This is a genomic window from Streptomyces sp. HSW2009, from assembly GCF_040240285.1.
Taxonomy (GTDB): Bacteria; Actinomycetota; Actinomycetes; order Streptomycetales; family Streptomycetaceae; genus Streptomyces.
Map to the genome: position 1 here is coordinate 1 of NZ_JBEHZD010000083.1, position 19,969 is coordinate 19,969.

Here is a 19,969-nt window from a genome sequence, read left to right on the forward strand (position 1 = left end):
CACCCCCCCCCCCCCCCCCCCCCCCCCCCCCCCCCCCCCCCCCCCCCCCCCCCCCCGGCCCCCCGCCGCGGCGCCCCCCCCCCCCCCCCCCCCCCGTCCGTCTGCCGTGTTCACCTGCCGTGCGGCGCCGGGGCGCTGGGCCACGGCGGTCAGCCGAGTGGTCGGCCGGAGCTCAGTCGGCCATCAGCCGAACCAACCCCCGTTGCCGCCGTTGTCGCCCGCGTCACCGCCCCCCCCCGGGCCGGTGCCCCCGCCGGGGTTGCCGACGAAGGTCGTCAGGTTGATCGCGGTGTCCTTCGGTACCTCGCTGCCGGCCCCGGGGTCGCTGACGACGACGATGGCGTCGTCGCTCTGCGGTCCGGTGATGCTGCCGACGCGCAGGCCCAGGCCGGCCAGTGTGGCGCGGGCCGCGCTCAGCTTCTGCTGGCTGAGGGCTGGCACCTGCACCGGCTTGTCCGTCTCCTGGTCGCCACCGTCGTCGCCGCCGTCACCCTCGTCGCCGCCGTCGTCCGCGGGCGCCTTGGCGATGGTCAGCGTGACCACGGACTCCGGGACCACCGGGGTGCCGCCGGTCGGGGTCTGGCTGATGACCGTGCCCGCCGGCTTGTCCGCGACCTCCTGCTCCTGCGTCTCGACCTTGAGCCCCTGGCCGGTCAGCAGTTGCTTGGCCTCGTCGGCGGACTTGCCGAGCACGTCCAGGACGGTGACCTGTGCCTTCTTCTTGGCCACGGTCAGCGTGACCTCGCTGCCCTTGCGGACCTTGGTGCCGCCGTCCGGGCTCTGGCTGAGGACCTTGCCCGGCTCCTGCTCGGACTCGGTCTCCTGGACGGTGACCGTGAACTCCTTCTCTTCAAGGAGCTTCTTGGCGTTGTCCACCTGCTTCTCGGTGACGTCGGGCACCTCGACCTTGGTGACCGCGAGGCCCTTCGACAGGAAGACCGTGACGGTGCCGTTCCGCTTCACCTCGGCGTCCGGGGTGAACTCGGGGGTCTGCTCGCACACCGTGCCCTTGGGTTCCTTGCAGAACTTCGGGTCCCCCTCCTCGACCTGGAAGTCACCGTTGTCGGCGGTCCGCTTGGCCTCGTCGAGGGTCTTGCCGACCAGGTTCGGCACGTCGACCATGTCGTCGTTCCGGTCGTTGCCGAACAGCGACTTGCCGATGAAGATCGCGCCCACCAGCACCAGGATCGCCGCGAGCACCAGCAGAACCGTCGAGGTGTGGTTCTTCTTCTCGCCGCGGTGCCGGTCGGGCCGCTCGTCGTAGCCGAAGCCGCCGTCGTCGTCCCTGGCCGGCGGCAGCATCGTGGTCTGCGCCGCGGCGTCCTGCGGCCTGAGCATGGCCGTCGGCTGATCGTCGCCGTAACCCACCGCGCCGAGCGCGGCCGTCGCGGCGACCGGCTGCCCGTCGAGCGCCGCCTCGATGTCGGCCCGCATCTCGTCCGCCGACTGGTAGCGGTAGTCCGGGTCCTTCACCAGCGCCCGCAGCACGATCGCGTCCATCTCGGGCGTGATCTCCGGGTCGTACGCGCTCGGCGGCTGCGGCTCCTCCCGTACGTGCTGGTAGGCGACGGCCACCGGCGAGTCGCCGACGAACGGGGGCCGCACCGTGAGGAGTTCGTACAGCAGGCAGCCGGTGGAGTACAGGTCGCTGCGCGCGTCCACCTGTTCGCCCTTGGCCTGCTCGGGCGAGAGGTACTGGGCGGTGCCGATCACGGCCGCGGTCTGCGTCATCGTCATGCCGGACTCGCCCATCGCACGGGCGATGCCGAAGTCCATCACCTTGACCTGGCCGGTGCGCGTCAACATGACGTTCGCCGGCTTGATGTCGCGGTGGACGATCTGGTTGCGGTGCGAGTACTCCAGCGCCTGGAGGATGCCGACGGTCATCTCCATCGACCGCTCCGGCAGCAACTTGCGCCCGGAGTGCAGCAGTTCGCGGAGGGTCGAGCCGTCCACGTACTCCATCACGATGTACGGGATCGAGACGCCGTCGACGTAGTCCTCGCCGGTGTCGTAGACCGCGACGATCGCGGGATGGTTGAGCGAGGCGGCCGACTGGGCCTCACGGCGGAACCGGGCCTGGAACGACGGGTCGCGCGCGAGGTCGACCCGTAGCGTCTTCACAGCGACGGTGCGGCCCAGGCGCGTGTCATGGGCGAGGTAGACCTCCGCCATGCCACCGCGGCCGAGCACCGAGCCCAGCTCGTACCGGCCGCCGAGGCGACGCGGCTCTTCCATAGCTTCTCCAGCCCTCTCCGTCATTCCCGACCGCACCGGTGTGGGGGCCCGGCGGTGTGCTGCTCGGCATACCGTACCCGGCGCGTCTCACGGGTCCTGGCCTCCACCGTGACCTGATATCCGACCGGTACCGCCTTGTGTAGAGATCCGGATCATCGAGGTGGCCTGAGTCACTTTTCGCTGTCGAGTACCGCCTTCATGACGGCCTTGGCGATCGGTGCCGCGAGCCCGCCGCCGGAGATGTCGTCGCGGGCCGCCTCGGAGTCCTCGACGACGACCGCGACCGCCACCGGCGATCCGTCCTCGCCCTTGGCGTAGGAGATGAACCAGGCGTACGGGTTCTTGCTGTTGGCCACGCCGTGCTGGGCGGTGCCGGTCTTGCCGCCGATGGTGACGCCGGGGATGCGGGCGTTGGTTCCGGTTCCCTTGGAGACGACGTTCTCCATCATGTCCTGGAGCTTGTGCGCCGTCTCCGACGAGATGGGACGCGACATCTCATCGGGCTTGGTCTGTTCGACCACGTTCAGGTTGGGCGCGCGCAGCTTGTCCACCATGTACGGCTTCATCAGCTTGCCGTCGTTGGCGATCGCCGCGGTGACCATGGCCATCTGGAGCGGGGTGGTGCGGTTGCTGGCCTGGCCGATGCCGGCCATCGCGTTCTGCGGCCGGTTGTCCTCCGGGTAGATGCTCGCGTCGGCGCGCACCGGGATGAAGACCTCTTCGTTGAAGCCGAACTTCTCGGCCTGCTCGATCATCTTCTCGTTGCCGAGGTCATCGCTGATCTTGCCGAAGACGGTGTTGCAGGAGACCTGGAGCGCCAGCTTGAGGCTGGCGTTCTTGCACGGGATGGGCCCCTCGTTCTTCAGCGGCTGGCCGGTCGTCAGCGGCAGCTTCCACGGCAGCGGCGACTTGGTCGGCTCGTCGATGCTGTCGTACAGGCCGTTCTCCAGCGCGGCGGCTGCGGTGACCACCTTGAACGTGGAGCCGGGCGGGTACGTCTGGCGCAGCGCCCGGTTGAGCATCGGGGTGTTCTTGTTGTTCTTCTCGTCCAGCCGCTTCCACTCCTCCTCGTCCTTCTTGGAGCCGCCGGCGATGTTGGACGGGTCGTAGCTGGGCGTGGAGGCCAGGGCGAGGATCTTGCCCGTACGCGGGTCGATCGCGGCGACCGCGCCCTTCTTGCCGCCCAGGCGCTCGAAGGCCGCCTTCTGAGCCTTCGGGTTCAGGGTGGTGATCACGTCGCCACCCTTCTTGCTCTTGCCCGTGATCATGTCGAGCGTGCGGTTGAAGAACAGCCGGTCGTCGTCCCCGGTGAGGATGCCGTCGTGGATGTTCTCCAACTGCGTGGAGCCGTAGACCTGCGAGGCGTAGCCGGTGACCGGCGCCCACATCTCGCCGTCGGTGTACGTCCGCTTGTACTTGAAGTCGGTCCCGTTGGTCTCCTTGGAACCGGTGATGGCCTTGCCGTCCACGATGATGTTGCCGCGCGGCTGGCTGTAGCGGGCGATCTCCACCCGGCGGTTGTGCTTGTGGTCGGCGAGTTCGTCGGCCTGGACGAACTGGATCCAGTTGTCGCGCACCAGCAGGGCGAGCACCAGCAGCCCGCAGAAGATCGCGATCCGGCGCAGGGGCTTGTTCACGGTCGGACCACCTGGGTCATCTCGGCGTCAGGAGAGGGTGCGGGGGCCGGCGCCGGCCGGCGGGCGGTGTCGCTGATCTTGATCAGAATGGCGATCAGCGCCCAGTTGGCCATCACGGACGAACCACCAGCCGCCAGGAAGGGCATGGTCATACCGGTCAGCGGGATCAACCCCATCACACCGCCGGCGACGACGAAGATCTGGATGCCGAAGGCCGCCGACAGGCCGATCGCCAGCAGCTTCCCGAACGGGTCGCGGGCGGCCAGCGCCGTACGCACGCCACGCTCCACGATCAACCCGTACAGCAACAGGATGCCCATCGTGCCGGCCAGCCCGAGCTCCTCGCCGACGGTGGCCAGGATGAAGTCGGAGTTGGCGGCGAAGCCGATCAGGTCGGAATTGCCCTGGCCGAGGCCGGTGCCCATCACGCCGCCGGAGCCGAACGCCATCAGCGCCTGCGCGATCTGCTCGGTGCCCTGCCCGGTGTCGTAGACCGCGAACGGGTCGAGCCAGGCGTCCACGCGCTGCTGGACGTGCGGCTCGAAGGTGGCCACCCCGACCGCGCCGAAAGCGGACATCAACAGACCGAAGACAATCCAACTCGTGCGCTCGGTGGCCACGTACAGCATCACGACGAACATGCCGAAGAACAGCAGCGAGGTACCCAGGTCGGTCTCGAAGACCAGGATCAGGATGCTCATCGCCCAGACCACCAGGATCGGCCCGAGGTCACGGCCGCGCGGCAGGTACAGCCCCATGAAACGGCGGCTGGCCAGCGCCAGCGCATCGCGCTTGACCATGAGGTAGCCGGCGAAGAAGACGGCGATCACGATCTTGGCGAACTCGGCCGGCTGGATGGAGAACCCGGCCACCGTCACCCAGATCCGGGCACCGAACTTGGCCGGGAAGAACACCGGCATCACCAGCAGGATCAGCGCGCCGGCCATCGAGATGTAGGTGTACCGCTGGAGGATGCGGTGGTCCTTGAGCAGCATGAGCACGGCCACGAAGAACGCCACGCCCATCGCCGAGTACATGAGCTGGTTCGGCGCGGACGCCTGGTACACGAAGCCCTGCGCGTCGGCGGTCCGCGCCAGCCGCTCCGACTGGTCGAGCCGCCAGATCAGCACCAGCCCGAGCCCGTTGAGCAAGGTGGCCAGCGGCAGCAGCAGCGGGTCGGCGTACGGGGCGAACTTGCGCACCACGAGGTGGCCGACGGCGGCCAACAGCCCGAGCCCGAGCCCGTAACTGAGCATGCCGGACGGCATCTCGTCGCTCAGCGCGAGACCCACATTGGCGTACGCGAAGACCGGGATGACCACCGCGAAGGCGAGCATCGCGAGCTCGGTGTTGCGGCGGCTCGGCGGCCCGGCCGTACTGATCGTGGTGGTACTGGTGGTGCTGCTGCTCATTACTGGCGGCCCCCTACCGCTTCACTGCTGGGTGCCGCCGCACTCGTCGGCCAATTCCCGCTCCGCCGCGGACAGCGAGGGGCCTGGCGTCGGGGTGGGTGACGGTGTGGTCTTGTCGGCGCGCGGCTCCTGGCCGTCGGTCTTACCGGCCTCGGCGCCCGCACCGTTGCCGGCATCGCCCTTGTCCTTGCCCAGCGGGCCCTGCTGCTTGTCCTCGGCCTGCTTGCGCTCGTCCTCCGCGCGCTTGCGCTCCTGATCGGCGCGCTTTTGCTGGTCGAGCTTCTGGCAGGTGCCGGCGAGCAGCTCCAACTGCCTGGCCTTCTTGCGGGCCTGGCCGAGGTCGCTCATCGCGATCGTGTCCTCGACCCGGCTGCGCTGGTCTATGGGCAGGTACTTGAGCTGGACGCCACGGTAGTCCTCATGCACCTCGTTCAGGCTGATCCAGGCCAGGTCCTGACTGATGCCCTGGTAGATCGCGACGTGGTCGCCGTTGGCCCCCACGTAGTACTGGTTCTGCGTCCAGCGGTAACCGCCGTACAGACCGCCGCCGACCACGGCCAGCGCCAGCGCGATGTACAGCGAACGCTTGCCCCACTTGCCGCGACCGCCCTTGGCCGGGACCTCGCCGTCGTCCCCGTAGCCACCGAAACCGCCGTCGACGGGCCGGCCGATCGCCGGATCGCCACTGCCCGGCGGGCCGAAGCCGCCGGGCTCGTCGCCGGTGGCCTGGGAGGGCACGGGCTTGCGGCCGAGCTCGGCGGCGCGCCCCGCAGGGGTCTGCGCGGCGCCGCCGTCGCCCAACTGCACCTGGTTCTCGGCGACCGCGCCGACGATGACCGGGGTGTCGTTGAGCTGGGCCGCGGCCAGCCCGTCGCCGCCGTCCACGTCCAGGACGTCGGCGACGATGCAGGTGATGTTGTCGGGACCGCCACCGCGCAGCGCGAGCTGGATCAGCTCCTGCACGGTCTCCTGCGGCCCCTGGTAACTGGCCAGGGTCTCTTCGAGGGTCTGGTGACTGACCACGCCGGACAGCCCGTCCGAGCAGATCAGGTACCGGTCGCCGGCCCGCACCTCGCGGATCGACAGATCGGGCTCGACGTGGTCACCACTGCCCAGGGCCCGCATCAGCAGCGACCGCTGCGGGTGCGTGGTCGCCTCCTCCTCGGTGATCCGCCCCTCGTCCACCAGCCGCTGCACCCAGGTGTGGTCCTGGGTGATCTGAGTGAGGACGCCGTCGCGCAACAGGTACGCACGGGAGTCGCCGACGTGCACCAGACCGAGCCGCTGCCCGGTCCACAACAGCGCGGTCAGCGTGGTGCCCATGCCTTCGAGCTGCGGGTCCTCCTCGACCATCATGCGGAGCTGGTCGTTGGCCCGCTGGAGGGCGTTGCCCAGCGAGGTGAGGATGTCGGAGCCGGGCACGTCGTCGTCGAGCTGGACGAGCGTGGAGATCACTTCCGAGCTGGCGACCTCACCGGCCGCCTGCCCGCCCATGCCGTCGGCGATCGCGAGCAGCCGGGGCCCGGCATAGCCGGAGTCCTCGTTTCCCTCCCGGATCATGCCCTTGTGCGATCCGGCGGCGAAACGCAGCGACAGACTCATGCGCACCTCGCCCGTCGGCTCCGGGTACATCCGCACGGTGCCCACCCTCCGGTCGTCATGTTCCTACTACTTCCGCAGCTCGATGACGGTCTTGCCGATACGAATCGGCGCACCGAGCGGAATCGGCGTCGGCGTGGTGAGCCGGGCCCGGTCGAGATACGTCCCGTTCGTGGATCCGAGATCCTCGACGATCCACTGCCCGTCACGGTCCGGGTAGATCCTGGCATGCCTGCTGGAGGCGTAGTCGTCGTCCAGCACAATCGTCGAGTCATGGGCCCGGCCGAGGGAGATCGTCTGCCCCTGGAGGGCGACGGTGGTGCCGGTGAGGGTGCCCTCGGTCACCACCAGCTTGGTGGGGGCGCCGCGCCGCTGCCGGCCGCCCCCTCGGCCGCCGGGCTGTTGCCGCTGTTGCTGTGGCGGGGCCGCCTGCTGCCGCGGCGCCCGGTCACTGCCGCGCCGCGACCCGCGCTGGGTCACCCGCGTACCGAACAGATCGCTGCGGATGACCTGTACGGCCACGATGACGAACAGCCACAGTACGGCGAGGAAACCCAACCGCATGACCGTGAGGGTCAGCTCTGACATTGCCCCCGCTTCACCCTTCGGCTTGCCGGTAAACGATGGTGGTGCTGCCCACGACGACGCGGGAGCCGTCGCGGAGCGTAGCGCGCGTGGTGTGCTGCCCGTCTACCACGATGCCGTTGGTCGATCCCAGATCCTGGACCGTCGAGGGCGTGCCGACCCGGATCTCGCAATGCCGACGCGAGACGCCCGGATCGTCGATCCGCACGTCAGCGTCCGTACTGCGGCCCAGCACCAGAGTGGGCCGAGAAATTTGATGACGGTTGCCGTTGATCTCGATCCAGCGCCGCGTCTGCGCACCGGAGTGCGGCCCGGCCCCCGGCTGACCGGCACGTGCACCGGCCGGCGGGGCGCTGGGCATGGGCGGCGGAGCACCGGGCGGCGGGCCGGGGTGGCCGCCGTGCGGCGGCACCGCGCGCAACCCGGGACCCTGCCCGGGCGGCGGGCCCTGCGGCGCGCCACCGGCCGGGCCCTGCGCCGCTCCCGGCTGCGGGCTCTGGCTCTGGCTGCCGGCGAGGGTGCGGCTGCGCACCCGGTACAGCCCGGTGTCGAGGTCGTCGGCCTGCTCCAGGTGCACCTTGATGGTGCCCATGAAGGTGTAGCGCTGCTGCTTGGCGTAGTCGCGGACCATGCCGGACAACTCGTCGCCGAGCTGTCCCGAGTACGGGCTGAGCCGCTCGTAGTCCGGCTTGCTCAGCTCGACGATGAAGTCATTGGGGACGACGGTGCGGTCGCGGTTCCAGATGGTGGCGTTGTTGTCGCACTCGCGCTGGAGCGCGCCCGCGATCTCGACCGGCTGGACCTCGGACTTGAACACCTTGGCGAAGGTGCCGTTCACGAGACCTTCGAGACGCTGCTCGAAGCGCTTCAGTACTCCCACGGGGCACCTCCTTCCTCAGTCTTCCTCGGTCGTGTCGTCTTGATACTGCTTACTGATCGTATCCACGCGTCGGGAAATCGGCTGGTTCCCCTTCCTGGTCCGGTGCGAGGAGTGTCACTCCCCCGCAGCGGAGCGTCCCCCGTCATCGGGGATCGTAGATGTGCTCCAGAACCAGTGTCCCGCAACCGGCGGGCTCCCCTCACCGGTCGGACGGTGTCTCGGCCGGTGGGCCCTCCGCCAATGGATGTGAGGCCACCCCGACCAGCGTGCTAATCTTCTGGATGTCGGAAGGCGCCCCCACCGAAATGCGGATGGATCTCTCCCGGTCGATTTTGATCGGAAGGATCGCACCCCATAAGGTGAGGAAGTCACACGACGACACCCATGCGCGGGTGGCGGAATAGGCAGACGCGCTGGATTCAGGTTCCAGTGCCCGAAAGGGCGTGGGGGTTCAACTCCCCCCTCGCGCACAAGAAGCAAGAGACCTCCTGTCAATCAGGGGGTCTCTTGCTTTTGTCATGCTTTCTCGTGGGTTCCGGCCGGCCGCCGTGTGTTTCCTCGGAGAGTTCCCTGGAGTCGTTGTTCCCGCGCTGTTGCTCCGCGGCGCCACCCGCTCCACGGTGCTGTTCCGGCAACGGAATCGGCAGGATTCGGCAGCCGGGCGCACCGCGTTCCGGTGGGCGTCGGGCACTGTTCCCCGGTCCGACCGGTGGACGGTTTCCCGCGGCCGGGCGGTGCGGATCGGTACGGATCGGCGCCGGGCGCAGAGTGCGGGTAGAGGCCGAGAGACGACGGACGTTGGCCGAAATTACGAGCGTGTCCCTGGCCGGAGGGGGTGACGTCGCCCCGGCGGCCGGCTAGGGGGCGGCTGGCGGCGGTTGCTTGCGGGGGCGGCAAGGGCGTGTACGGGCCCGTGCGCGGGCGTAGTTGGCCGGTTGCGCGGGTGCCCGATGCGCGTGCTGGCCGAGCGGGGCTGGCCGGGGCCGGGGTGGGTTGGCGCTGGCGGGCTGGGGCGGGTCGGGTCGGACCGGCGGGTTGTGGCTGGAGCGACCGGAGCGGCTGGAGCGATGGGGTGTGGGCAGGGGGTCGGGGGCGTACGGGCCGGGTGTTCGGCCCGGTTGCCGGCTCGTGGTGCGCGGTGCGTACGCCCCCGACGGGTGGTGGTCGGTGATTCCTCCTGCCGGGCTGCTCAGCCGGCGGCGCGGGCGGCCAGGAGCTTGGCCTTGCTGGCGGCGTCCTCGTGGGCCTTGGCGCGGGAGGCGTCGGACTTCTCGACGAGTTCGGCCATCGCCGGGTTGGAGCGGGCGAGGGTCAGCTCGGGGACGATGAAGTCGACCTCAAGGCCGAGCATGCCGGTCAGCACCTTCTCCAGGTAGTTCTGCACGAACTCGAAGCTCTCGCGCGGGGTGCCCGGTGCGTACGAGCCGCCGCGGCTGGCCACCACGGTGACCGGGGTGCCGGCGGCCGAGGGCGCTTCGCCCGCCGTGCGGCCCACGATGATCACCTGGTCGAGCCAGGTCTTCAGGGTGGAGGGGATCGTGAAGTTGTACATCGGGGCGCCTATGAGCACCGCGTCCGCCTGCTCCAACTCCTCGGCGAGTGCCACCCGTACGGCAAAGGCGGCCTGCTGCTCGGGGCTGTGGTCGGCGGGGTCGGAGAAGCCGGCGGACGCGGAGACGGCGTCGATGTGCGGCAGCGGATCGGCGTCCAGGTCGCGGTAGATCACGGTGCCGTCCGGGTGCTCGGCCTCCCACGCCTTGCGGAAGCTGGCGGCCACGTCACGGGAGGCGGAACCCTCCAGCGGGAAGAGGGACGAGTCGAGGTGCAACAGGGTGGGCATTTCGGCCTCCGGGTTGGTCCTGCACGGCGGTGCAGGGGCGGGTGTGGGGTGCGGGACGCACCCGTGTGGGGATTCGGGCGGGGATTCAGGGATGTGGAGACGTGGCGGGTGAGGCGGTGGTGCGAGTGATGTGGGTGGAGCGGTGATGCGTGGTGCGGGTGGACGGGGCGCGAGGGCGAGGAGGGGCGGCTAAAGGCGACGCCGCACGGCTCGACCGGACCAAGCTTCCGTACGTACCTAGTAATAACACAGCAGCTTACTTTTTTGCAGCTACGAACGAGACGGGCGGTACGCTGTGGGCATGACGGATGGCGCGGAAGTGGGCTGTAGGCAGGCGGACGCCGGCGTGACACGCGTCTTTGAGCTCTTCGGCAAACGCTGGACGGGCCTGATCGTGGCCACGCTGATGAGCGGCGGCGCCCACTTCGCCGAGCTGCGCCGGGCCATCCCCGGGATCAGCGAACGCATGCTGTCCGACCGGCTCACGGAGTTGGCCGCGGTCGGCCTGGTCGCCCGCGAGGTGGACGCGGGCCCGCCGCTGCGCGTCTTCTACCGGCTGACCGAGGGTGGCGAGGCCATCGAGCCCGCGCTGCGGGAACTCGGCCGCTGGGCCGAGACGTACCTCCCCGACGGCGGCGAGTGTCCGCAGCGCTTTCGTGCGTAGGTGCGCGGGGGCGCGGGGTGAAGGGCTGCGGGGGTGCGGGGCGCCGGGGTGCTGCGTTCTGGGTGCCCGTGAGCAGCCCCGAGCGGTGGCCCGGGGGTGGCCCGTGGGGCTGTCCGGTCGGTGGTTAGCCGAGGTCGCCCGGGGCGGCGTTGTAGCGGGTCAGGTATGTCGCGAACTGCTCCAGGTCGGCCGCGTCCCAGTCGGCGAGGCGGCGGTGCAGTAGGGCGCGACGGCTGGCGGTCACGCCATGGAGCACGTCGGTTCCTGACGCGGTCAGGTGGAGCACCTGCACCCGGTGGTCGGTGGGGTCGGTGCGACGCACGACGTAGCCGAGGTGCTCCAGGGTGGCGATCTGGCGGCTGACGGTCGACTTGTCCAGCAGGTAGTACGCCGCGAGGTCGGTGGCGCGGCAGCCGTCCGCGTCCTCCAGATGCGCGAGCAGCGTGAAGGAGACCAGCGAGAGCTCGGGGTGGACGCGCGCCGCGACGGCGCGGGCCCGCCGGGCGAAGGTCGTCAGCTCGCGGCGGATGGTCTCGACGGAGGCGTCTCGGTCGGCCATGGGGGGGCTCCTCGCGTGGGGAGTCGGGGGTGGGTCGCGGCGTCCGGGGGCGGGACTTGACCGCATGGCGATGGCCTGTGGAGACGGCCCATCCGGGTGTTCGGCCTGGTCAGCGGCGAGCGAAGGGGTTCGTCGAGCCCATGGAAAACTTGTTGTATGTTGCAACGTAATTAGGTTATCCACAGGCTCGCACCGATCTGGCCCCTTGTCTGTACGGTTCATCCACACGCACCGAAGCCCGGTGCGGATCGGGGCGGGGAGGGCGAACCATGGCTGCTGACAGCGAGGCTGCCACCGAGGCGGTCAACGACGTGGCGCTGGAAGCGGCGGCCGAGGAGACGGCGGGCGCCGCGGTGGCGAACGACGCGTCCGCACGGACGGCGCTCGGCGACCAGCAGCCGACGGACGGCACGGGAGGATCGCGGGCGGATCGGCCAGCGGTCGACGCGTCCGGCACAGGCGTCACACCGGCCGCTCCCGCGACGGGCGGCGCCGCGGTGGAGGCGGCTGCCGCGCCGGCGACCGCAGGGCTCACAGCCCCCGCTCAGGCGCCGGCAGGGGCCCCACAGCAGCAGACCGACCAGGCCCGACAGCAGCAGACAGGCCAGGGTGGTGCCGGCCGGGCGCGCGTGCCCCAGGTGCCGGGCTTCGCCCGACGCGACGGCGCGGGGCTCGGCAAGCGCGACGGGAAGGCGCTGCGCGAGCGGACACCCCGCGACCTGCACGGCCGGCTCGACCTCGACCCCCAGCGCCCCGACGCGGTCACCGCGGTACGCGCGTCCAACACCGGCCGGCTACCGGACCTGGTCCCCATCCGCGTCGGCCGCATGGCAGCCTCCCCCTTCGCGTTCCTGCGGGGCGCGGCCGGCCTGATGGCCCACGACCTCGCGGCCGGGCCGGTCACCGGCGTGGGCGCCCAGATCTGCGGCGACGCGCACGCGGCGAACTTCGGGCTGTACGGGGACGCGCGCGGACGCCTGGTCATCGACCTCAACGACTTCGACGAGACCGTGTACGGACCGTGGGAATGGGACCTGAAGCGGCTCGCCACCTCGCTCGTCCTGGCGGGCCGGGAGGCCGGCGCGGACGAGGACACCTGCCGTACGGCGGCCCGGGACGCGGCGGGTGCCTACCGCCGCACGATGCGACTGCTGGCCAAGCTCCCGACGGCCGAGGCGTGGAACGCCATCGCCGACGAGGAACTCGTCTCGCACACCGACGCCCGGGACCTGCTCGGCACCCTGGAACGGGTGTCGGCCAAGGCGCGGCGCAACACCAGCGCCAGGTTCGCGGCACGGGCGACCGAGCGGACACCGGACGGCCGCCGGCGCTTCGTGGCCGCGCCACCGGTCCTGCGCCCGGTCTCGGACGTCGAGGCCGCGACGGTGGCCCTGGCCCTCGGCGACTACCTGCACACCCTGCCGGCCGACCGGCTGCCCCTGCTGGCCAGGTACGCCGTGCACGACGTGGCCTTCCGCGTGGTGGGCACCGGCAGCGTCGGCACCCGCTCCTACGTGGTGCTGCTGCTCGACCACCGCGGCGAGCCGCTGATCCTCCAGGTGAAGGAGGCCAGACCGTCCGCGCTGCTCCCGCATGTGAGCAAGGTCTCCCTGGACCCGCGCTGGAGCCCCGCGTACGTACCGACTGCTGCGGACGTCGTCTCCGTCGCCGACAGCGACTCCGCCGCCCATGCCGAGGCCGTGCTCGGCGCCACTGCGGGCGGTGCTGGGGCGGGCGCCGTGGCCGGAGTGGCACCGGGCGATTCGCTGGTGGCGGCAGCGCACGAGGGCCGACGGGTGGTCCTCGGACAGAAGCAGATACAGGTGGTCAGCGACCAACTACTGGGCTGGACGACAGTGGACGGGCGGCCCTACCAGGTGCGGCAGTTCCGTAACCGCAAGGGAAGCGTGGACCCGGCGGCGCTGGCCGCGGAGCAACTCGACGACTACGGCCGGATGACGGGCGCCCTGCTGGCCCGGGCCCACTCGCACAGCGCGGACCCCCGCGTCATCGGCGGCTACTGCGGCAAGGGAGAAGAACTGGACGAGGCGGTGGCGCAGTACGCGGTTGGCTACGCCGACCGGACCGAGGCCGACCACGCACACCTGGTCGCCGCCGTACGGGCCGGGCAGATACCCGCCGAGCTGGGGGTGTGAACCGCGCTGCGGCGCGCCCGCCGCACCGGGCGGCCCGTAGGCTGGCCAGGTGACGAACCCCGAAGCGCAGACGAACCAGGAAGCGCGCCAGCAGCCAGCGCAGTCCGCGCCGGGAGCCCCGCCACGCCCCGAGGAACGGCTGGAGCGTGCCGTGCGGGCGGCCGAGCAGGCGTTGATCGAGTTCGAGATCGCGTTGGAGTCCTTCCGGGTCGAGGTCGAGAACTTCTCTCGCCTGCACCACCAACGGCTCGGCCCCATGTACACGCGGCTGGACGAACTGGACGCACTGATCGCGGAAGCCATCGCGGCCAAGTCCGGTGATGCGGAGGACCTGCGCCGGGCCAGGGAAGCGCGCGCACTGGTGCTGCCCATGCCGCAGGTGGAGGAACTGTTCCAGGGCTGGATGGACTCCGACGGCATCTCGGACGAGGCCCAGTCCATGCTCACGGAACGCCCGGTCCAACCACCGCCCCGGGTACGGCCCGGCGAGGAGGCCCGCCGCATCTTCCGCGAACTGGTCCGCAAGGCCCACCCCGACCTGGCTCGGGAAGAGGCCGAGCGGGAACGCCGAGAGGCATTCTTGGTACGGGTCAACGCCGCCTACGCGGACGGCAACGCCGAAGAACTCCAAGCGCTGGCGGACGAATGGGACGCGGGCCCGGCCCCCGAGCCCCAGTGGCCCAGCCGCAGCGAAGAGCTCTACGCCCGGCTGGAGTGGCTCGCCGCGCGCAAGGAACTCCTGGCGACCATGGCCGAGGAACTGGAGGCCAGCGCCATCGGCTCCATGATCAAAATGGCCCAGGACGACCCGGACGGCCTGCTCGACGAAATCGCAGAACAACTACTGGCCCAGGTAGCAGAACGCGAAGCCCGGCTGGCGGGGTTGGTGGGTTAGCGGTTGGTGGGTTAGCGGGGGTTGTTGGGTTAGGCGGGGGGGGCGGAGCCGGTGCGGAGTTGGTGGGTTGCTGGGTGGGGTGGGGGTGTGAGTTGAGGGGTGCTGGTTGCTAGGGGGGGGTTGGTATGTGGTGGGTGGCTGTTGGTATGTGGTGGGTGGTTCGTGCGGTGGAGGGTGATTAGGGGTTGGTGGTTGATGGGGGCGCGGCAGTTGGTGGTTTAGGGCTGGCGGCTGGGGCGGGGGCTGGCGGCTGGTGAGGCGTGGGTGGTTGGGGGCGGTGGAATGGGCTGGGCCTGAGGCTGGCTGGGGGCTGGGGCGGTGTGGCTTGGGGTGGTGGGGGCGCGGCGTGGGGGTTGGGTGGCCTGTGGGGTGGGTTAGGTGGCGGGGGTGGGGCGAGGGGGGAGGGGAGGGGGGAGGGAGGGGGAAGCCCCCCCGAAGTGCGAAAGCTTGGAAGTCTGAGAATGCCGGGAAACAAGAGAACGAGGTGCCTTGATGTCATTTGCCCAACTGCCTGAGGTGGAGGCCGCGGCGGTGCCGGCCGATGGGTTTCTGTTGGACGTCCGTGAGAACGACGAATGGGCGGCCGGGCATGCCGATGGCGCGTTGCACCTGCCGATGAGCGAGATCGTGGCCCGGTTCGGTGAGCTCACCGAGGCGGTTGCCGACGGCCGTCGGGTGCATGTCGTGTGTCGGGTCGGCGGCCGGTCCGCGCAGGTGGCGCAGTATCTGCTCGCGCAGGGGCTGGACGCGGTGAACGTGGGCGGCGGGATGCTGGCCTGGCACGCCGCTGGGCGTCCGATGGTGAGCGAGGGGGAGCAGCCCGCTTCGGTGCTCTGACCTTGGGCGGCGAAAGGGGAACGGCCGGGCTCTGGGGCCCGGCCGTGGTGTTTCGGTTCCTGCTGGAGCTCATGGGGCCAGCCCCCCCCGCACGCGCTCGCTCCGACCCGCGTTTCCCCTCCCGGCCGCGCCCCATCTGGCCCGTACGCCTCCTCTGTCGCGCCAGGGGCGCAAATCTGAGCTCGGAGTGGGGAGCGCGGCGTGGCCAACGGTGAGTGGCCAGTGGCCGGAGCGGTCAGCGGTCAGCGGTCGAAGTCGAGTTCCACTCGTTCGCTGACGGGGTGGGATTGGCAGGCCAGTACGTACCCCGCGTCCAACTCCTCGGCTTCCAGCGCGAAGTTGCGCTCCATGTGGACTTCGCCGGTGACCAGGAAGGCGCGGCAGGTGCCGCAGACGCCGCCCTTGCAGGCGTACGGGGCGTCGGCGCGGTTGCGGAGCACCGTTTCGAGGAGCGATTCCGTCTCGCGTACCGGCCAACTGCCCGACCGGCCGTCGAGGGTGATGGTGACCGTGCTGTGTGCGGGCGCGGCGCTGCTGCGTGTCGGCGCGGGGTCGTCGGCCACGTGGAAGATTTCCTGGTGCACCCGGGTGCGGGGGACGTTCAGCTCCTGGAGTGTGGCGTCGGCGGCCTGGACGAGGCCGTACGGGCCGCAGAGGAACCAGCCGTCGACGGCTTCCACCGGGAGCAGCGCCGGCAGCAGGGTGGTGAGTCGTTCCTGGTCCAGGCGTCCGGAGTCCAGGCCGACCTGTTGCTCTTCGCGTGAGAGTGCGTGGATGAGTTGGAACCGGTCCGGGTAGCGGTCTTTGAGGTCGGCGACCTCTTCGAGGAACATGGTGGAGGCGGCGGTGCGGTCGCTGCGCAGCAGGCAGAAGCGGGCGTCCGGCCGGTTCGCCAGCAAGGTGGCGGCGATGGAGAGCACCGGGGTGATGCCGCTGCCGCCGACGATGGCCGCGTAGTGCCCGCCGCCCTGCGGGTGCCGCACCGTTTCTTCAGCTTCCTCAGCTTCCTCAGCTTCTTCAGCCGTTTGGCCAGCGGCTCCTTCGGCTGCTCCTCCGGGCGCGCCCTCGCCCTCGCTTCCGGGCTCGGTCGTGGGGGCGACGTCGAGCACGAAGCGGCCGGTGGGGGCCATCACCTCCACCTCGTCGCCCACGGTGAGCTCCTTGAGCGCGTACGTGGAGAACTCGCCGCCCTCGACCAGCCGTACGCCTATGCGCAGGCTCGCGGGCCCGGCCGGGTCCGTGACCGGGGAGCAGATCGAGTAGGTGCGGCGTATCTCGGTGTTGCCGGTGAAGCGGCGCAGTGCGATGTGCTGGCCGGGGGTGTAGCGGTAGTGGTCGCGCAGTTCGGGTGGTACGGCGAAGGTGATGGCCACGGCGTCGTCAGTGAGCCGGTCGGTGGCCGTCACGCGCAACCGGTGGAAGGCGCTGTGACGGGCCGAGCTCATGACAACTCCTTGAAGTGGTCGAAGGGTTCGAGGCAGCTTTCGCAGCGGCGGAGTGCCTTGCACGCGGTGGAGGAGAACCTGCTGAGCAGGCTGGTGCTGGTGGAGCCGCAGTGCGGGCAGCGGATCGCCAGGTCAACGGCTATCGGGCCGGCTGGCGCCGGGCCGGTGGGGCGCGGTGGGGCGATGCCGAACTCTTGGAGTTTGCGCCGGCCGTCGGCGCTGATGGCGTCGGTGGTCCAGGGTGGTGAGAGCACCGTGTGCACGGCGACTTCGGGTATGCCGTGCTGGTGCAGCACCCGTTCGATGTCGGCGGCCATGGTCTCGATGGCGGGGCAGCCGGTGTAGGTCGGTGTGAGTTCCACCTCGACCTTGCCCGGGCCCGTCATGCGGAGAGAGCGCAGTACGCCGAGCTCGGCGAGGCTGAGGACGGGCAGCTCGGGGTCGGGGACGGAGCCGGCGGCTTGGCGCAGCTCGCGTTCCAGTGGGGTTTCGGCAAGGGGGCTCGGTGTCACCATGTCGCCCCCGGGTGGCTGCGGTGCAGGTGCTGCATCTCGGCGAGCATGCGGCCGAAGGGTTCGGTGTGGACGCCCTGTCGGCCGGCTCCTGCGGCCCACGATCCCTGTTGGGGTCCGGTCGGCAGGGTGAGCGTGGCCTGTTGTACGACGCTGGTGATGCGCTCCGTCCAGCGCTCGCGCAGGGTGGCCCAGTCCACTTCCAGGCCCTCGACCGGCTCGAATGCCTCTCCGGTGTGGCGCCACAGCTCGTCCAGGGCCTGCTGCATCCGCTGGTGGCTCTCGGCCGTTCCGTCGCCGAGGCGCAGGGTCCACTGTTCGGCGTGGTCGCGGTGGTAGTCGACTTCCTTGACCGCCTTGGCCGCGAGTTCGGCGAACGGGCCGGTGCCCTGTGCCAGTTCCTCGTAGAGCAGTCGTTGGTAGCCGGAGAAGTAGAGCTGGCGGGCGATGGTGTGGGCGAAGTCGCCGCGGGGCTGTTCCACGAGTTGGAGGTTGCGGAACGCGCGCTCTTCGCGGAGGTAGGCCAGTTCGTCCTCGTCGCCGACGAGGGAGAGGAGGACGCGGGCCTGGCCGAGCAGGTCGAGTGCGATGTTGGCGAGGGCCAGTTCCTCTTCCAGGACGGGGGCGTGGCCGGCCCACTCCCCCAGCCGGTGCGAGAGGACCAGGGCGTCGTCTCCGAGGGCCAGGGCGGCGCTGGTGGGTACGGGGTTCACAGGTGCCGCACCCCCTCGGGGATGTCGTAGAACGTGGGGTGGCGGTACGGCTTGTCGGCTGCCGGCTCGAAGAAGGGGTCCTTCTCGTCCGGGGATGACGCGGTGATCTCGGCGGAGGGCACGACCCAGATGGACACCCCTTCCGAGCGGCGGGTGTACAGGTCGCGGGCGTTGCGCAGGGCCATGGCGGCGTCCGGCGCGTGCAGGCTGCCGGCGTGGGTGTGGCTGAGCCCGCGCCTGCTGCGTACGAAGACCTCCCACAGGGGCCAGTCCGCCGTGCTCATGCGATGTCCTCTTCTCGTACGTCCGCTGTGTCCGCTGTGTCCGGTGCGTCCGCTGCGCCCGGGGTGCCGGCTGTGTCGGTGGGGTGCTCGTGCTTGGCCGCGTAGGCGGCGGCGGCTTCGCGCACCCAGGCGCCTTCTTCGTGGGCCGTGCGGCGCTGGTTGACCCGCTGGGCGTTGCACGGGCCGTTGCCGCGCAGGACCTCGCGGAACTCGTCCCAGTCGATGGTGCCGAAGGCGTAGTGGCCGTGCTCTTCGTCCCAGGTCAGGTCGGGGTCGGGCAGGGTGAGGCCGAGGGATTCGGCTTGTGGGACGCAGATGTCGACGAAGCGCTGCCGCAGTTCGTCGTTGGAGTGGCGTTTGATGCGCCAGGCCATGGACTGGGCGGAGTGCGCCGACTCGCCGTCGGGCGGCCCGAACATCATCAGGGACGGCCACCACCAGCGGTCGACTGCGTCCTGGGCCATGGCGTGCTGGGCCTCGGTGCCCTGGCTGAGGGCGAGGAGGAGTTCGTACCCCTGGCGCTGGTGGAAGGACTCCTCCTTGCAGATGCGGACCATCGCGCGTGCGTAGGGGCCGTAGGAGCAGCGGCACAGGGGCACCTGGTTGGTGATGGCGGCGCCGTCCACGAGCCAGCCGATCGCGCCGACGTCGGCCCAGGTCAGGGTGGGGTAGTTGAAGATCGACGAGTACTTCTGGCGGCCGGTGTGGAGGCGGTCGAGGAGTTCGTCGCGGCCGGTGCCCAGGGTTTCTGCGGCGCTGTAGAGGTAGAGGCCGTGGCCTGCTTCGTCCTGGACCTTGGCCATCAGGATGGCCTTGCGGCGGAGCGAGGGTGCGCGGCTGATCCAGTTCGCCTCGGGCTGCATGCCGATGATCTCGGAGTGGGCGTGCTGGGCTATCTGCCGCACGAGTGAGGCGCGGTAGGCGTCCGGCATCCAGTCGCGTGGCTCGATGCGCTCGTCGGCGGCGACTGCCTCGTTGAAGCGCGCTTCGTGGGCTGCGTCGTCTTGTGTGCCGGCGTCCGGCGCCATCGTCGTCATGTCATGTCTCCTCGCCACCGACCCGCAGGTCGTCGAGACCTTGTCGGGCTGCTGGGTGTCGCGAGCCGTGCCGCGAACCCCTCACCCGACCGACCGATCGTTCGGTTCGATGGTCTCTGGTGCCTCAACCGGTGTCAAGGCTGTGGATAACTGGCCTGTGGATAACTCGGGGGAGCTGTGCTGGATGAGGCACCGTAGGTACCGTCTCCGGGCGAAGGAGAGCGGCGCCGAGCGCTGCCGAGAAGGGGAACGGGGCGGGTATGCAACCGGACGAGCGAGCCGAGCGGTCTGGACGGGCCGGCGCGGACGGCGAAGGGCCGGGTGCGGGCGGTTCGGGCGCCGATGCGGCGCCGCGGCAGCACGACGCCGTACGAACGGGTGGTGAGGGCGTGGATGGCGGTACGGACGGTGCGGGCCGTGTGGTGGATACCGGTGGGGCGGCTGGCTCCGATCCGCAGGACGCGCCGCGAGCACCGTCCGAAGCTGCCGCCGAGCCCGGCCTGGACGGTGGCGACGGCGGGCGGCAGGGTGCCCTCCGGGACGCGACGGGTGTTACGGCCGCCGTGGCGGGGGGGGGGGGCGGGGGGGGGGGGGGTTGGGCTGTGTTTTAAAAAAAAAACCCCACCGCCCCCTGAAACATGGTAGGGTTAGGGGCGGGGCCGGGTAAATAAAAAAA

Annotated in this window: 18 protein-coding genes and 1 tRNA gene; 6 read left to right on the forward strand and 13 right to left on the reverse strand. The window is 70.4% G+C overall.

What is annotated here, in order from left to right:
• Window positions 1-183: 183 nt before the first annotated feature.
• The 6 genes from pknB to AAHZ94_RS09535 form a co-directional block, all read right to left on the reverse strand.
• Window positions 184-2,238 (reverse strand): Stk1 family PASTA domain-containing Ser/Thr kinase, encoded by a 2,055-nt coding sequence (gene pknB / locus AAHZ94_RS09510; protein ID WP_349992156.1) that lies wholly within the window; start codon window positions 2,236-2,238, stop codon window positions 184-186.
• 170 nt (window positions 2,239-2,408) lie between these two features.
• Window positions 2,409-3,875 carry a peptidoglycan D,D-transpeptidase FtsI family protein gene (locus AAHZ94_RS09515; RefSeq protein ID WP_349992158.1) on the reverse strand — a complete coding sequence of 489 codons (1,467 nt, stop codon included), beginning with the start codon at window positions 3,873-3,875 and terminating at the stop codon, window positions 2,409-2,411.
• Window positions 3,872-5,287, reverse strand: a complete 1,416-nt coding sequence (locus AAHZ94_RS09520; RefSeq protein WP_349992159.1) for an FtsW/RodA/SpoVE family cell cycle protein — start codon at window positions 5,285-5,287, stop codon at window positions 3,872-3,874. The genes AAHZ94_RS09515 and AAHZ94_RS09520 overlap by 4 nt, the downstream gene beginning before the upstream one ends.
• A gap of 21 nt (window positions 5,288-5,308) precedes the next feature.
• Entirely contained in the window at window positions 5,309-6,919 is a 1,611-nt protein-coding gene (locus tag AAHZ94_RS09525; RefSeq protein ID WP_502964625.1) for a Stp1/IreP family PP2C-type Ser/Thr phosphatase, read from the reverse strand.
• 36 nt (window positions 6,920-6,955) lie between these two features.
• The gene (locus AAHZ94_RS09530; protein ID WP_349992162.1) at window positions 6,956-7,474 is read right to left on the reverse strand and encodes an FHA domain-containing protein FhaB/FipA; all 519 of its coding nucleotides are present in this window, start codon (window positions 7,472-7,474) and stop codon (window positions 6,956-6,958) included.
• A gap of 10 nt (window positions 7,475-7,484) precedes the next feature.
• The gene (locus AAHZ94_RS09535; protein ID WP_349992164.1) at window positions 7,485-8,351 is read right to left on the reverse strand and encodes an FHA domain-containing protein; all 867 of its coding nucleotides are present in this window, start codon (window positions 8,349-8,351) and stop codon (window positions 7,485-7,487) included.
• A 386-nt stretch (window positions 8,352-8,737) separates the two neighbouring features.
• On the opposite strand from AAHZ94_RS09535, the gene AAHZ94_RS09540 reads away from it, so the two are divergent.
• Window positions 8,738-8,821 (forward strand) — tRNA-Leu (locus AAHZ94_RS09540).
• A gap of 719 nt (window positions 8,822-9,540) precedes the next feature.
• Here AAHZ94_RS09540 and AAHZ94_RS09545 read toward each other — a convergent pair.
• A complete protein-coding gene (locus AAHZ94_RS09545) occupies window positions 9,541-10,191 on the reverse strand; it encodes an FMN-dependent NADH-azoreductase (RefSeq protein ID WP_349992166.1) in 651 nt (216 codons plus the stop codon).
• Between the two features lie 301 nt (window positions 10,192-10,492).
• Between AAHZ94_RS09545 and AAHZ94_RS09550 the strand changes: the two genes are divergently transcribed.
• The gene (locus tag AAHZ94_RS09550) at window positions 10,493-10,855 is read left to right on the forward strand and encodes a winged helix-turn-helix transcriptional regulator (protein WP_349992168.1); all 363 of its coding nucleotides are present in this window, start codon (window positions 10,493-10,495) and stop codon (window positions 10,853-10,855) included.
• A gap of 124 nt (window positions 10,856-10,979) precedes the next feature.
• On the opposite strand, the gene AAHZ94_RS09555 is transcribed toward AAHZ94_RS09550, so the two are convergent.
• Entirely contained in the window at window positions 10,980-11,414 is a 435-nt protein-coding gene (locus tag AAHZ94_RS09555; RefSeq protein ID WP_349992170.1) for a MarR family winged helix-turn-helix transcriptional regulator, read from the reverse strand.
• 269 nt (window positions 11,415-11,683) lie between these two features.
• Between AAHZ94_RS09555 and AAHZ94_RS09560 the strand changes: the two genes are divergently transcribed.
• The 3 genes from AAHZ94_RS09560 to AAHZ94_RS09570 all read left to right on the forward strand — a co-directional run bounded on the left by AAHZ94_RS09560 (window position 11,684) and on the right by AAHZ94_RS09570 (window position 15,302).
• Window positions 11,684-13,570 (forward strand): DUF2252 domain-containing protein, encoded by a 1,887-nt coding sequence (locus AAHZ94_RS09560; RefSeq protein WP_349992171.1) that lies wholly within the window; start codon window positions 11,684-11,686, stop codon window positions 13,568-13,570.
• A 49-nt stretch (window positions 13,571-13,619) separates the two neighbouring features.
• Window positions 13,620-14,465 carry a hypothetical protein gene (locus tag AAHZ94_RS09565; protein WP_502964624.1) on the forward strand — a complete coding sequence of 282 codons (846 nt, stop codon included), beginning with the start codon at window positions 13,620-13,622 and terminating at the stop codon, window positions 14,463-14,465.
• A gap of 492 nt (window positions 14,466-14,957) precedes the next feature.
• On the forward strand, window positions 14,958-15,302 hold the full coding sequence (locus AAHZ94_RS09570) for a rhodanese-like domain-containing protein (RefSeq protein WP_349992173.1): 345 nt from the start codon (window positions 14,958-14,960) through the stop codon (window positions 15,300-15,302).
• A gap of 242 nt (window positions 15,303-15,544) precedes the next feature.
• Here AAHZ94_RS09570 and AAHZ94_RS09575 read toward each other — a convergent pair whose 3' ends face one another.
• Genes AAHZ94_RS09575 through paaA form a run of 5 tightly spaced genes read right to left on the reverse strand, consistent with a single transcriptional unit; the run spans window position 15,545 to window position 19,293 of the window.
• The gene (locus AAHZ94_RS09575; protein WP_349992175.1) at window positions 15,545-16,747 is read right to left on the reverse strand and encodes a 2Fe-2S iron-sulfur cluster-binding protein; all 1,203 of its coding nucleotides are present in this window, start codon (window positions 16,745-16,747) and stop codon (window positions 15,545-15,547) included.
• Complete coding sequence (gene paaD / locus AAHZ94_RS09580) at window positions 16,744-17,262, reverse strand: 1,2-phenylacetyl-CoA epoxidase subunit PaaD (protein WP_349992177.1); 519 nt, start codon at window positions 17,260-17,262, stop codon at window positions 16,744-16,746. Before paaD ends, AAHZ94_RS09575 begins: the two co-directional genes overlap by 4 nt.
• On the reverse strand, window positions 17,256-17,972 hold the full coding sequence (gene paaC / locus AAHZ94_RS09585; protein WP_349992179.1) for a 1,2-phenylacetyl-CoA epoxidase subunit PaaC: 717 nt from the start codon (window positions 17,970-17,972) through the stop codon (window positions 17,256-17,258). Before paaC ends, paaD begins: the two co-directional genes overlap by 7 nt.
• Window positions 17,969-18,256, reverse strand: a complete 288-nt coding sequence (gene paaB, locus AAHZ94_RS09590; protein WP_349992180.1) for a 1,2-phenylacetyl-CoA epoxidase subunit PaaB — start codon at window positions 18,254-18,256, stop codon at window positions 17,969-17,971. Before paaB ends, paaC begins: the two co-directional genes overlap by 4 nt.
• On the reverse strand, window positions 18,253-19,293 hold the full coding sequence (paaA, locus tag AAHZ94_RS09595) for a 1,2-phenylacetyl-CoA epoxidase subunit PaaA (protein WP_349992182.1): 1,041 nt from the start codon (window positions 19,291-19,293) through the stop codon (window positions 18,253-18,255). Before paaA ends, paaB begins: the two co-directional genes overlap by 4 nt.
• A gap of 260 nt (window positions 19,294-19,553) precedes the next feature.
• Between paaA and AAHZ94_RS09600 the strand changes: the two genes are divergently transcribed.
• Window positions 19,554-19,904, forward strand: coding sequence for a hypothetical protein (locus tag AAHZ94_RS09600; RefSeq protein ID WP_349992183.1), 351 nt, complete (start codon window positions 19,554-19,556; stop codon window positions 19,902-19,904).
• Window positions 19,905-19,969 lie beyond the last annotated feature (65 nt).